The following is a 12,159-nucleotide window of genomic DNA, read 5'->3' on the forward strand; positions in this document are numbered from 1 at the left end:
GTCAGGCCCTGGTCGCTGCGTAGCCGGCCTCGTCGACGGCGGCGATCACGGCCGCATCGTCGAGGGGCTCTGCGCTCTCGACGACAAGGCGCCCGGTCTCGGCCGAGACGTCGACGCCCGCGACGCCCGCGAGGTCGCTGACCTCCTGGGTGACGGCGCGCTCGCAGTGGGCGCAGGTCATGCCTGTGACCTGGTACGTGGTGGTGGTAGTCATCCTGATCTCCTTGCCGGGGTAGTGCCCCCTGGGGGTATGTACGGTGTGTGTAACCGTATACCCCTGGCAGGTATTCCCAGGCTCAGATTCAGAACCCGGCGACGACTGAGAACAGCCGGCCGAGGAGTGCGCAGATCAGTCTTCGCGCAGGATCCGGTAGCCGCGCAGCGGGTCGTAGCCGTGGATCTCGCGCGTATCGAGGACGGCCATGAAGTCGAGCACCTCATCGGTGACGAGCTGTCCTGGCACGAGCACGGGGAACCCTGGCGGGTACGGCGTGACGAAGCCCGCGGAGATCGGCGAGGCGCCTCCCCTGACCCGTTCGGCGAGCTGGGCGTGGCTGAGGTGCTCGATGTTCGCGCGGCGCTGGCCCCGGAAGAACGCCGTCCGCAGGTCACCGTCCGGGAGCCCATCAGCTGAGGCGTACTCGGGCGCGAACGCGCTGAAGTCGGGCAGCGGCGGCATCGGCGCGGGCGCGGGACGCTCGCCATCGATCTCCCGAGCCTGGGACTCCTCCTCGAAGCGCTCCGCGAGCTTCACGAGCACCTCGATGAGGTAGCCGACGGAACTGCGGGAAGTGCCGATGTTCGTCATGAACAGCACCGTGTTGCGGCTCGTCTTGTTGACCTGGATGCCATAGCGATCCATGAGGTGCTCGTGCTTGAACGTGTCACCGTCGACACCCGTGCGCGAGATCTCCACCGTGATCCGGCTCGGGTCGACGACGAACTCGTCTTCCTCCCACGCCTGCCACATCGTCGAGAACCCGTCTCGGTGCGGCATGGGTCTCATGCTGGCGCGATTCTCGGCCGGGATCAGATCGTGGCCGGACAGCACACGGAAGGTCCGGCGCAGCAGCGGGTGACGCGCGATGGCCTGCGCGATACTCGTCGCCAGATCCAGCTGACGCTGGACGAGCTCGAACCCCTCCAACTCCACCTGGCGTCGCCCGAGGTCGAGCGACGCGAGGATCTGATAGTTCGGCGACGTCGAGGTGTGCGTCATGTACGCCTCGTGGAACGGCTCCTCCGCCTCTCGGTACCAGTCCTTGTCGTAGACGTGGATCATCGAGCCCTGACGCAGCGCAGTGAGGGTCTTGTGGGTCGACTGCGTCGCGTAGACCCGGATCCGTGCATCCGGGGAAGGCAGGAGCCGCTCGGCGAGCCACACCTCGTCGGCGGCAGGCTCGCCCGTCTCGGGGTCGAAGAGGCGTGCGCGCTGCTCCTGGTAGGCCGTCGCGTGCGCGGTGGTGGCCAGCCGATCCTCGAGGTGCTTTGCTGCCGCCATCGCGGTGCGACGGCGCGTGATGGGGTGGAACGCGGCGAACGCGAACCAGGCTTCGTCCCAGAGGAACACGAGGTCCGGCTTGATCGCGAGGCACTCCGCCATGACCCGCTCCGGGTCGTAGACGATGCCGTCGAAGGTGCAGTTCGTGAGCGTCACGAGGCGCACCTCGTCGAGGCGCCCCGCCGCGCGGTAGTCGAGCAGGAGCTGCTTGATTCGGTCGAGCGGCACCGCCCCGTAGAAGGCGAACTCGTTGAGCGGGTACGCCTCGAGGTAGGCCGTGCGGGCCCCGGTGAGCATGAGCGCGTGGTGGTGCGACTTGTGGCAGTTGCGGTCGACGAGCACGATGTCGCCGGGCGAGACGAGCGCCTGGTGCACGATCTTGTTGGCCGTTGAGGTGCCGTTCGTGACGAAGAACGTGTGCTTCGCCCCGAACGCGCGGGCCGCGAGCTCCTGCGACTTCTTGATCGCTCCGACTGGGGCGAGCAGCGAATCGAGGCCGCCCGAGGTGGCGCTCGTCTCGGCGAGCAGAAGGTTGAGGCCGTAGAAGTCGACGAGGTCCGTGATCCACTTCGAGGTGACCACCGACCCGCCGCGCGAGATCGGCAGGGCGTGGAACACACCGGCTGGGCGCCTGGCGTGCTCCTGGATCGCGGTGAAGAACGGGGTGTCGTAGAGGTGGGAGACGCGCCGCAGCAGCGACAGGTGCAGCTCGAGCTGATCCTCGCGCAGGAACACGCGGCGGAAGCGTCTCGTGAGCACGCCGGCGAGGTCTTCGATGTGTGCGCCCGCGACGAGGTACAGGTCGAGCTCGGGCCGGAGGGTGTTGAGCGTGTCGGCGAGCCCGAGCACGCGCTGCACCGAGGCGAGGCTCGAGCGCGACGTCGCCGTGGTCCCGGCAGAGTCGACGTGGGCCAGTTCGATGGTCTCGCGCATGTCGCGGCTGAGGCGCTGCTGGCTGCGGTCGCTGAAGCCGGGGCGGATGATGACGGCGAGGATGTTCGGGTTCGTGAGCACGGCCGCGACGGCGTCGTCCGCCGACGGCACGATCACGTAGTCGTACACGAACGCGTCCGCGGCGCTGCGGAGCTTCAGGATGTCGGCGCGCAGCGCGTCCCGGTCTGCGGTGGTCGTCTCGTCGACGAGGAGCACCTCGAAGCGGGGCCGAGGGTCGGCGTCATCCTGCAGCTCTGCACGCTCCGCCTCGTCGAGGCGGTCCTCGCGATGGTCGGCAGGGATGCTCGTGCCCCGCAGACGACTCACGACCCGGCCGATGCGCTCGAGGGCCGTCGAGTACTCCCCCTTATCGAGGGACTCGCGGATCTCGGCGACGTAGCGCTGCCCGAAGCCCGCCCAGTAGAGCTCGAGCGTCTCGAGCGCGCGGAGGTTTCGCGAGATCTCGCCGTCTGCATCCAGGATGCTCGATGTCTCGTGCCCCGACTCGAGGCGCTTGATCGCGAACCGGAGGTACTCCCACGCGTCGCTGCGCAGGCGCCAGGTGCTGGTCGGCATGCCCGGATCTCGTTCCAGGCTGTGACCGGAGGCGCGACGATCAGCGTCGATCGCGGTATTGGCGGAATCGTGGAGACCTGCGGCATCGAAGCTCGTCACGTTCGCCATTCTTCCAGAGCACCGGACGCTTCTCGGCCACGCGACGAATTGCGACCGAACCGTGCCTACGGCGCCAGGTAGCGGCGGATCAGATCATGCAGCTCATCAGCCGCACCCGATGCGTCGAAGGTCGTGTCCTCGACGCTGCGCGTCAGGACCCCGTCGGCGATCACCCCGACCCACAGGGCGAGCCGGTCGCCCGTGATATCCGAGCGCCACAGCCGCTCACGCTGCCCCGCCGTGATGATCGCCTCGAGCGTGTCCTGCTGTCTCGATGCGAATTGCTCGAGCAGCTGCTCGACGCGCTGATCGCTCGGTGCTGCGCTCAGGCCGGCGACGAAACCGGCGAGGTGCGGATCGCTCGCCTCTTCGAGCAGCAGGTCGAGCCAGGCGAGCAGCGCACCTCGCGGGTCGTCCGGGGCGCGTTCCGCGAGCGCTGCGAACCGGGTGCGCGACTGCGCTGCATCCGCCTCGAGGATGCCGACCAGGAGGTGCAGCTTCGTCGGGAAGTGGTGGAAGAAGGTTCCGGACGAGACACCGGACCGTGCGCAGATCCGTGCCGTCGTCGCCCCCGCGTAGCCGAGCTCGGCGATGAGCTCGGAGCCTGCCTCGATGATCGCCGTGCGCGTTCCTCCGGTGCGTGCCGCCATCAGCTGCCTCCCGCCATCTTCTCGAAACCGATGTAGAGCGTTCACTCTAGAGTGTTTACTCTAGAGCGTGAGTGAAACGACGGAGGAGCGAATCGACAGTCCCGCGGCGTGCGACGGCATCGGCACGCCGACGTTCGAACCGCGGGCGCGTGACGGCTGGATCTTCCTCGCGGGGCTCCTGCTGTTCTGGGGCGTCTACAACGGCCCGCCGGTTCCGGAACTGGCAGGCATCGACCTGCGACTGGGAATGGCGGGACCCGCGGCGAGCAACGCCTGGAAATGGCTTGGGGCGCTCCTCCTGATCGCACTCGTGCTCTGGGGGCGAGCGTCGGGGGCTTGCCTCACTGCTCATCACGAAGCCCACCAGCAAGGACATCGAATGGGCCTTCTACGCCTTCGGGGGCGTCATGGCATGGTCCTGGATCGCCAGCCTCGTGGCCCCGCAGGAGGAGAACAGCGGTGTCGCCACGATCACGAGCATGAGCATCGCCGGGGTCCTGCTGCTCATCGTCACCGCCGCCGTCACGGAGGAGGTGGCCTTCCGCGGCTACCTGCAGGAGCGTCTCGGCTCGCTCCTGCACTCGCGGTGGATCGGCGCGGCGGTGAGCCTCATGATCTTCATCGCGCCCCACGTGGTGTTCTTCGGGCCGAGCTGGCTGTTCCATCAGCTCGTCGGCACCCTGGCGCTCGTCGCGTTCACCCTCATCCGTCGCAACCTCGTGGCGACGATGCTCCTCCACTTCCTGATCAACGCGCCGATCCTCATCCCGACCGTGCTGGCGAAGCTCTGAGACCCCAGCCGATGGCGCGGCGGGCTAGCCGTGCTGGCGGCGCCCCGCAAGCCACGTGTGATTGACGATGGCCCTACTCACCGCCTCGCGATAGGCGGCGCCCTCCGGACCTCGCCGGAGATCACGGGAGAAGTAGGGCGAGGACTCACGGTGGGGCGACCCGTTGTGGATTCGCTCTGCGAGCTCACTGAGGTACGTGCGACCCGCGAGGCGGTACTGCTCGAGCTCGTCCTCGTCGAGGCAGATCAGGGCGGAGTCGTCGACCATGTTCGTCACCACGTACCTCGCGTCGAGGTACAGCCGCTCGCCTTGCGCGACGAGGAACCAGCGCCCGGGCTCGTGGTCGACGTAGCGCATGGCCTCTCGTTCTTCCGCGATGCGTGCCGCGTCGCCCCATTGCTCGACCGGCGGGATCGCGCCGAGCCGGTGCCGCCGCGCCTGGTCGAGCGCGAGGTGGCTCACGACCGGGGTGCCGCCACGAACGAGCGTGACGCACAGGATGCGGCGGCACGTGAGGCAGGTCAGCTGGCTCTCGACACGCTCCATGAGGCCGGAGGTGTGGAGGGGGCGAAGATCCGACAGGCGCACCCAGCTGGCGCTCTCCTGGAGGAGGCCGGCCGCGAGCGCCTCCGCGATCGCCTCGACGGTGCGCTCGAGGTCACAGGCGCCCACCCTGTCGCGCACGACGAGGCCGCTGCAGCTGGGGCAGAGGTCGTCTTCAGGGCGGACGACGAGGCCCGGCTGCTCGAGTGTGAAGACGAGCGCAACGAGGTTGCCTGGGTCATTCCAGCCGCGGCGGTCGCGGAATTCCGCCCGCGCGTATCCAGCGTCGAGCTCGAAGTAGGGGGTGCCGAGCCCGGCGAAGCGGCGGCGTCCGGCGATGACCTTCTTGAGGTCGTCGAGCGTCGCCGCGTTGTGGGCGCCCTCGAGCCACTCGGACAGGTCGATCGCCGATGGCGAGTGGGCGGTGGGCACCGTGTGCAGGATCACGGCGACGAGCGCATCGTCCTGCAAAATCAGCTCCCCACCAGAGGCAAACCGCAGCCGCCGCGACCGCACGGCCGGCTCCCCCACCAGCACCTCGGACACCCAGACAGGGGCGCCCCCGAACGCCTCGGCCAGCGACCTGACCGGCGCATCGCGTTCGGAGAGCGTGAGCGCGTCCAAGATCATCCGCAGTCGAGAGGGCATGCTTCATCGTGCCAGGCGCGCCTCGGAGACGCGCCTGCTGCGCTCAGGACAGCGGCCGGAACGGACCGGAGGGTGAGAACGCGTACGCCGCGAAGCGTTCGCCCATGAGCTGGTGGGCTTCGGGCCCAGGGTGCAGGTCATCGGGAAGCGGCAGCAGCGCCGCATCCGCTTCGCCGTAGAGCTCGGTGCCCTCGAGGAAGTACAGCTTCGGGTCGGCAGCACGGCGTTCGGCGAGCGAGGCGAGCTCGCGCCGGATCACGCTGAGAGTGAGGCGCCCCTGCGACTCGTCCCCCGGGGTGCCTGTAGCCAGGAACTTCACGCGTCCGACCCTGAGCGATTCCGGGTCGAGCGCTCCAGGGCCGGGCGTGTGCTCGTGGATGCCGCAGAAGACCGGCGAGATGAGCACGATCGGGGTGTCTGGATGCCCGTCCCGGATCGTATCGAGGAAGCCGTGGACGGCGGGCACGAACGCTCGGATGCGCATCGCGTCGACGTTCACGACGTTGATGCCGAGTTTCACACTGATGAAGCCCGCGGGCGTGTCCCGCAGGACGCGGGCGAGGAACGGATCGACCATCGCGCTGCCGCCGAGCCCGAGGTTCAGGAGCTCGACGCCAGCTCGGCGGGCCGCGACAGCCGGCCAGATGTCGCTCGGGGCGGACGCATTCGAACCGTGGCTGATGGAGCTGCCGTGGTGCAGCCACACCGGGCCGGCCGACGTGACCGGCTCAAGCGGTGCGTCCGAGCGCAGCTCGACCAGCTCGACCGACTCGTTGTGCGGAAGCCAGAACTCGACTCGCTTCATCTCGCCCGCCGCGAGCCCCGAGATCGTCGTCGTGTGCGTCGCGCCCGCGTGGAACGACGTCGCCCCGGTCTGCAGGTCGACCTCGACGACGTCGCCGCCCGTCAGCTCGTCGCTGACGAGCCGCGTGCCGTCGACGAAGACGTCCACGCGCCCGCGGGGACGTTCGATGCCGGCGTAGGCGGATCTCGTGGGGTGCAGCTCGAGCGCGACGCTTGCGGCCGCCGTATCGAAGACCACGCGAGCCCCCGAGGGCTGAGCCTCCACCAGGAGCAACTGCGGATCCGGGAACTGCAACCGGACTGCCTCGGGCAGCCGGTGGGGCCGAACGCCCCGGTCGGTCTGCTCGAGTTCCGCGGCGCCGCGCACGAGCTGGGGAGAGAGCGGGGTGACGTTCACGAGAGTGCCTCCGGAATCGAGGTCGGCCGGGCCGAGGAGCTGCGGAGAAGGGTGCCCCAGGCAGGATTCGAACCTGCGACCGACGGATTAGAAGGCCGTTGCTCTATCCACTGAGCTACTGGGGCGCGATCCCAGCCAGCATAGCGGGCCACGAAAGGGTGCACTGGCCGCCGCGAAACGTGGGGAATCACTACGATGTCCCTCATGCCTATTGCTCAGGAACGTCTCGTCTGGATCGACTGCGAGATGACAGGCCTCGACCCGTCCATCGACGAGCTGGTCGAGGTCGCCGCTTTTGTCACCGACAGCGACCTGAACATCCTCGACGAGGGCTTCGAGATCGTGATCTCGGCGAGCGACGCGGCGATGGCCAACATGGGTGAGTTCGTGACGCAGATGCACACCACGTCCGGGCTCATCGAGGAGATCCCCAACGGAGCCAGCCTAGAGACCGCGACGGCGCAGCTGCTCGCCTACCTGAAGAAGCACGTCCCCGTGCCCAACACGGCGCCGCTCGCGGGCAACACCATCGGCACCGATCGCATGTTCCTCGCGAAGTACATGCCAGAGGTCGACCAGCACCTCCACTACCGCAACGTCGACGTCTCCACGCTGAAGGAGCTGTCGCGCCGCTGGTTCCCCCGCGTGTACTTCCACTCCCCCGACAAGGACGGCGGCCACCGCGCGAAGGCCGACATCCTGGAGTCGATCCGCGAGCTCAAGTACTACCGCAAGGCGGTGCTCGTGCCCGAGCCCGGACCGACCAGCGAGGAGCTTCGAGAGGTCGCAGCAGAAGTGGTGAACGACTTCGCCCAAAATCTGTAATAGACTCTCGTAGTCGCAGGCGAGCGAGAGCACGTGTGCGACAGACATGGTGGGTATAGCTCAGCTGGTAGAGCGCCTGGTTGTGGTCTAGGAGGCCGCGGGTTCAAGCCCCGTTACTCACCCCATGTTGGAAGGCCCCGAGTTCCCTGCACTTTCAAGTGCTGGGGAACTCGGGGCCTTCGTCGTTGGTAGCTCGGGCTCGGCGCCCACACTTCGCCCACCGTACCAAGTGCAGAGGCGGCTACCTTGACTTCAAGACGCGTGGCGATCGTGTCGAGAGCCGCGTCGAAAAGGTGGCGTATTGCACCCGCTGGCGCCCTGGACGTCGCGCACACCGACACCAAGGGCAGCGAAAGCTACTTTTCCCGAGGCGCGATCCTCCCGCCCGAGGCGGACCCCACTCACGTCGACTAACTGCTCGAGCTCGGCATGATCGAGAAGGTCGAGACGCCCGTTGAGCCGCCTCCATCCGCATTTCCTCGCGAAGTTCACCGCCAGCTGCTGAACCCACGGCGTCAATGTTCCCGAGCCGATCGCGCGGGAGGAGAGCATCCTCGAGCCGCTCCGCACCATCGACCACGTCCCGAAGCGCCCGCTCCTCGAACTCTCCGACGCCGAGCTCCTTGAGCGCGTCACCGACCTGTCGATTCCCCAGCACCAAGGCAACGCGGCATCCAGTCGAGGTTCGTCCAGTCAGTCGAAGACGCGCTGCTCGACGAACTGCCGGACATCATCGCCCCCACATCGACGCGGCCATTGACGAGCGGCGACTGCAGTTCGCGGAAGTGGCTGCACCGCTCGAAGCGGGAGTGCAGCAGTTCTGGTTCACCTGGCTCACGACGAGCGACTCCGGGATCGACATGGCCGACGAAGCCGCGAGCGCAGCCAGGCGAGCCATGCGCCCCCGTGTACGCCGTTACCCCGTTCGTGACGTTCCGGCGGGCCACGTCTGGAGCCTTCGAGGTCACCCCCACGGTCGCTGAGCAGCAGATCTGCGACCAAGGCCAGCCGGTTGACTACTCCATCTGCTTCGCAGCCGTCGAAAACCGGAGCAACAGGAAAGGCAACTAGTACGCGGAGCACGGGTCCAGTGGCGGCATCGACTGGTTCGCGCTCGCGGTCGACCGGTTGCGGCTCGTTTCCCCCACAGAGGCTCGCGCGAAGCACGCCGAACGTCGCCGCCGCCCCGCGTTGCCCACTCTTCCCGATTGGTTCCTTACCCGACCGGGAAACGTGCGAACAACAGCGACCGTGGTTGGAACGCTGCGCACGCCCCAGGTGCCCCGTCGAGTTTTCGGTGGGGCTCCGCATTCGACGCACGCTATGGCCTGTATCGACAACCTCAACGCTCAGCGCGTTGAGACCGCGCAGAAGAGCTAGGCATCCCTCTGGCGGATATCGTTCGACGCATGAACGAACTCATCCTCGCCGCATCTGAGGCCGTTCCGAATGCGATCGACTTGCTGACTGCAGGACTCGCCGGTTCGGGAACCATTATGGCTGCGCTGATCCCCTGGCGTGTCCAACGACGCCAAGAGCGGGCGGCAACCGCGGCGGCCGAGAAGCAACGCCAAGGCGCGCTCGACCACGCGGACTTCGAAGACGCTCTACGAGCCAGGCAATGGCAACGTGAGCAGAAGCTCAACGTCTACAGCGATTTCGCAACCGCTGCCCGCGACGCCGCCTCGCAGGTCAACGTCGCGGTCGCTGCGAGCGATGGCTATTGGGGAGCGCCCGCGGAACGCTCGAAGGCTGCGACAACGAGATCGCGCGTGCAGGCGACGGCCGAGGCCGCCGAGTTCATCGCGCCACCGGAACTCGGCGACAAGGTTCGAGCATTCGCGGCGCTCTGCGACGCTGAGGTCGACGCGTTGTTCGACGAGGCCGAAGCCCAGGAGAGGGCGGCCCGGGGGCGTGACCCGCTGCCCGAGTACGAGCCGTACAAGTCACGCTCCCGAGAGCTCCGCGTCCTGGCGCTCCAGATCCACGCCGCGATGCAAGTCGAGCTCGGTCTCAGCTCCGCGTCTTGATCACAAGCCGTCCGCGGCGGTGAGCGCGGCGACAACGTGGTCGCGTTCGGCACCCGTCAGAGCGCCAGACAAGAGCAGGAGCCACACCTCATCGCAGAGGTCGCACCGTGCATCATCGGGTCGAACCGAATCCGCCCACACCGAATCACTTGTGCGGCAAAGTCTGGAAACCCGAAACGCCTGCCGACTCCCCGCCGTGTTCTAGCGCTTCTCTCCGCGTGTGAAGTGGAGCTTGTGTGGGGGTGGCGTGGGGAATGATGCTGAAACTGTCGACACGGTTCGAACGCTCAGCCCGTCTCAGCGCCAGCGATCAGGGGAGCGACCGCCGATGTCGCCCGGAGCAACGAGGCGCATTTCGGTTCCGGCTCGATCGCGGTTCGCGCGATCGCTGGAGTCGGGTTCATGTTCCCGTCGCCGCGCTCGCTTGTGAAGATCCAGACCGGCGCCTAAGAGCGCTTCTAAGCAGGCTGGGGGGCGCAAAATTCTGGGCGCGTACCCTCGGCTGTCGGGAGGGGACTCCGCATCTTCAGAAAAGGCGAAGCCGCCGAGTTTCCGCCGATGACCTCGCCCCTCCTAGGGGACCCCATCACCCGCGCGAGCCGCCACATGCGACACTCCTGGTGTGCCTGGCCGCGACGCAGCGATCCCTTGGGAGCTTTTCGCTAGGTTTCGGGTATTCTTCAGCAACTTCTCTCTCCTTAGAGTCGAAACCCGACGAGCCGATGAAGGGCCAAGCTGTGCGACTTGCTGAGCCTCCAGGAGTCCGTTCCACACGACAAGGTGATCGTCGAGGAACGGGCGGAACGTGGACTCGATGCCAGGCCATGGATGGCTCATCGAGCTTTCATCATGAGTTCGACGCATTCATGCGCACCCTGGCCGACAGCGAGCGCGCCATCCTGCGCGCAGAAATCAGGGACAAGCTCGCGGCTGGATCGCAGGGTGAGCTTACTTTCGGCAAGGGACGTCAGTACGACGTAGATCTGATCGAGTCGGCCCGCTTCGTGCTGGAAATCAAGCTGGCCAATCACACCTTCCTCGAGGAGTCAGACGATGACGACGACCCGGAGGATGACCTCGAACCGGTGGAGCGTCAGACTCGCATCTACTACACAGAGCCGGAGAAGGAAGCCGGTCTGCTGCTGTTGCTGTCGATCGAGTCGAAGCTACCGGGCCGGATCGGACTAGAGGAACAGAACCGACATGCCGGTGCTGCAGCAAGGAAGGCTGACGAGCATTGCATCTACAACAAGATCCTGTGATGCCGCGAGGTCCGAGCTTGCGCGGACCTCACGGCATCCATCAGGATATGACGCTAGAGTCATACTTTGACCTCGGAGGGCAACGTGAACATCAACGAACTTCTGGGTATTGATCAGGACAGCGTGAGCGACCGGCTGGCAGATGAGCTCGTCCAGGCGGACAAGCGACTGCTCGCTGAGCTGATCAAGGCCCGCGTCAGGGCTGACAAGACTCAGGCACAGATTGCGGCAGCGATGGGTATATCTCAAAGCGCAGTGGCAAGGATTGAGGGCGGTGAGCGAGACCTTCACCTGTCAACGCTTCGTCGATATTCGCATGCTATCGGGGCGCTCGTCCAGCATATCGTCACGCCCGAGTACGCCGCTCAGGTGCGCTGGCGAGGCCGCGAGGCATCGGTGTCGAACGTCACAACGTACGGCGACGTTACGGGTCGCGCGGGCCGAATGCGCAACCCTCAAACTACGCGGGTGCTGGCAAAGCATGGCTAAGTTGGAGTGGCGCTTGCCGTTCGGGTTCGGCGGAATCCGAGTCCTGGCCACGAGCGCGATGCCCGAGCCAGAAGATCGCCCCGCGAACTTCGTCTCGGGCGAAGCCACGTGGACGGTCGGCATGATGGTCGACTCGGAGGCGGCTGAGCTCGGTATCGGTGGACTCTTGATCTTGATCGAGGACGGCATGCTGTACATGGCGCATGTTGTGATCCCCTTGAGCTTCCCCGAAGCGATCGACCTGGACAACGATGATTTCACGCGCGAAGTCCAGAGCGCTGCGGCAACCATCGTCGGGGAAATTCTCTATGACTTTGCTCGCCTGAACGTCCTGACGACTGCGGCCGCTCAGGGCAGCGTGATCACGTTGCCCGAGATCGCTCCCGGCTCCGAAGAGTGACCCTCCTCCCCGGGTGGCGTGCCCACGTTTTGCCCACGATCGAGCGCCATCCAGCTTGAATGGGCGAATCGGACAGGTCGCAGTCGGCAGAAAATCGGGCGATGCGCCCCTTGAGCAGCAACGTGGCGCACGACTCGAACGGGTTCAAGCCCCGTTACTCACCCCATGTTGGAAGGCCCCGAGTTCCCTGCACTTGCAAGTGCTGGGGAAC

General features: G+C 66.5%; 11 protein-coding genes and 2 tRNA genes. 7 read left to right on the forward strand and 6 right to left on the reverse strand.

What is annotated here, in order from left to right; genetic code table 11:
• Nucleotide 1 precedes the first annotated feature (1 nt).
• The 3 genes from GV007_RS00845 to GV007_RS00855 form a co-directional block, all read right to left on the reverse strand.
• Nucleotides 2-214, reverse strand: coding sequence for a heavy-metal-associated domain-containing protein (locus tag GV007_RS00845; RefSeq protein WP_160070599.1), 213 nt, complete (start codon nucleotides 212-214; stop codon nucleotides 2-4).
• Nucleotides 215-349: 135 nt separating this feature from the next.
• Nucleotides 350-3,010, reverse strand: a complete 2,661-nt coding sequence (locus GV007_RS00850; protein WP_228503188.1) for an aminotransferase class I/II-fold pyridoxal phosphate-dependent enzyme — start codon at nucleotides 3,008-3,010, stop codon at nucleotides 350-352.
• A 164-nt stretch (nucleotides 3,011-3,174) separates the two neighbouring features.
• Nucleotides 3,175-3,759: a TetR/AcrR family transcriptional regulator gene (locus GV007_RS00855; RefSeq protein ID WP_160070601.1), complete on the reverse strand. Its 585-nt coding sequence runs from the start codon at nucleotides 3,757-3,759 to the stop codon at nucleotides 3,175-3,177.
• 407 nt (nucleotides 3,760-4,166) lie between these two features.
• Here GV007_RS00855 and GV007_RS00860 point away from each other — a divergent pair, with 407 nt between their 5' ends.
• Entirely contained in the window at nucleotides 4,167-4,550 is a 384-nt protein-coding gene (locus tag GV007_RS00860; protein WP_160070602.1) for a CPBP family intramembrane glutamic endopeptidase, read from the forward strand.
• A gap of 24 nt (nucleotides 4,551-4,574) precedes the next feature.
• Here the strand turns inward: GV007_RS00860 and GV007_RS00865 are convergent, their stop codons facing one another.
• The 3 genes from GV007_RS00865 to GV007_RS00875 all read right to left on the reverse strand — a co-directional run bounded on the left by GV007_RS00865 (nucleotide 4,575) and on the right by GV007_RS00875 (nucleotide 7,067).
• Nucleotides 4,575-5,741 carry a hypothetical protein gene (locus tag GV007_RS00865; RefSeq protein ID WP_160070603.1) on the reverse strand — a complete coding sequence of 389 codons (1,167 nt, stop codon included), beginning with the start codon at nucleotides 5,739-5,741 and terminating at the stop codon, nucleotides 4,575-4,577.
• Between the two features lie 43 nt (nucleotides 5,742-5,784).
• Nucleotides 5,785-6,942 (reverse strand): SGNH/GDSL hydrolase family protein, encoded by a 1,158-nt coding sequence (locus GV007_RS00870; protein ID WP_160070604.1) that lies wholly within the window; start codon nucleotides 6,940-6,942, stop codon nucleotides 5,785-5,787.
• Between the two features lie 52 nt (nucleotides 6,943-6,994).
• Nucleotides 6,995-7,067: transfer RNA gene (locus GV007_RS00875), tRNA-Arg, on the reverse strand.
• A 79-nt stretch (nucleotides 7,068-7,146) separates the two neighbouring features.
• Between GV007_RS00875 and orn the strand changes: the two genes are divergently transcribed.
• The 6 genes from orn to GV007_RS00905 all read left to right on the forward strand — a co-directional run bounded on the left by orn (nucleotide 7,147) and on the right by GV007_RS00905 (nucleotide 11,948).
• Nucleotides 7,147-7,767 (forward strand): oligoribonuclease, encoded by a 621-nt coding sequence (gene orn, locus GV007_RS00880; protein ID WP_104240789.1) that lies wholly within the window; start codon nucleotides 7,147-7,149, stop codon nucleotides 7,765-7,767.
• A gap of 49 nt (nucleotides 7,768-7,816) precedes the next feature.
• A tRNA-His gene (locus GV007_RS00885) sits at nucleotides 7,817-7,892 on the forward strand.
• Nucleotides 7,893-9,176: 1,284 nt separating this feature from the next.
• Nucleotides 9,177-9,797, forward strand: coding sequence for a hypothetical protein (locus GV007_RS00890; RefSeq protein WP_160070605.1), 621 nt, complete (start codon nucleotides 9,177-9,179; stop codon nucleotides 9,795-9,797).
• Between the two features lie 824 nt (nucleotides 9,798-10,621).
• Nucleotides 10,622-11,059, forward strand: a complete 438-nt coding sequence (locus GV007_RS00895) for a hypothetical protein (RefSeq protein WP_160070606.1) — start codon at nucleotides 10,622-10,624, stop codon at nucleotides 11,057-11,059.
• An 84-nt stretch (nucleotides 11,060-11,143) separates the two neighbouring features.
• Nucleotides 11,144-11,548, forward strand: a complete 405-nt coding sequence (locus tag GV007_RS00900) for a helix-turn-helix domain-containing protein (protein ID WP_201297533.1) — start codon at nucleotides 11,144-11,146, stop codon at nucleotides 11,546-11,548.
• A 58-nt stretch (nucleotides 11,549-11,606) separates the two neighbouring features.
• On the forward strand, nucleotides 11,607-11,948 hold the full coding sequence (locus GV007_RS00905) for a hypothetical protein (RefSeq protein ID WP_236558225.1): 342 nt from the start codon (nucleotides 11,607-11,609) through the stop codon (nucleotides 11,946-11,948).
• Nucleotides 11,949-12,159: the final 211 nt, after the last annotated feature.

The organism is Pseudoclavibacter sp. 8L (assembly GCF_902506465.1).
GTDB lineage: Bacteria > Actinomycetota > Actinomycetes > Actinomycetales > Microbacteriaceae > Pseudoclavibacter.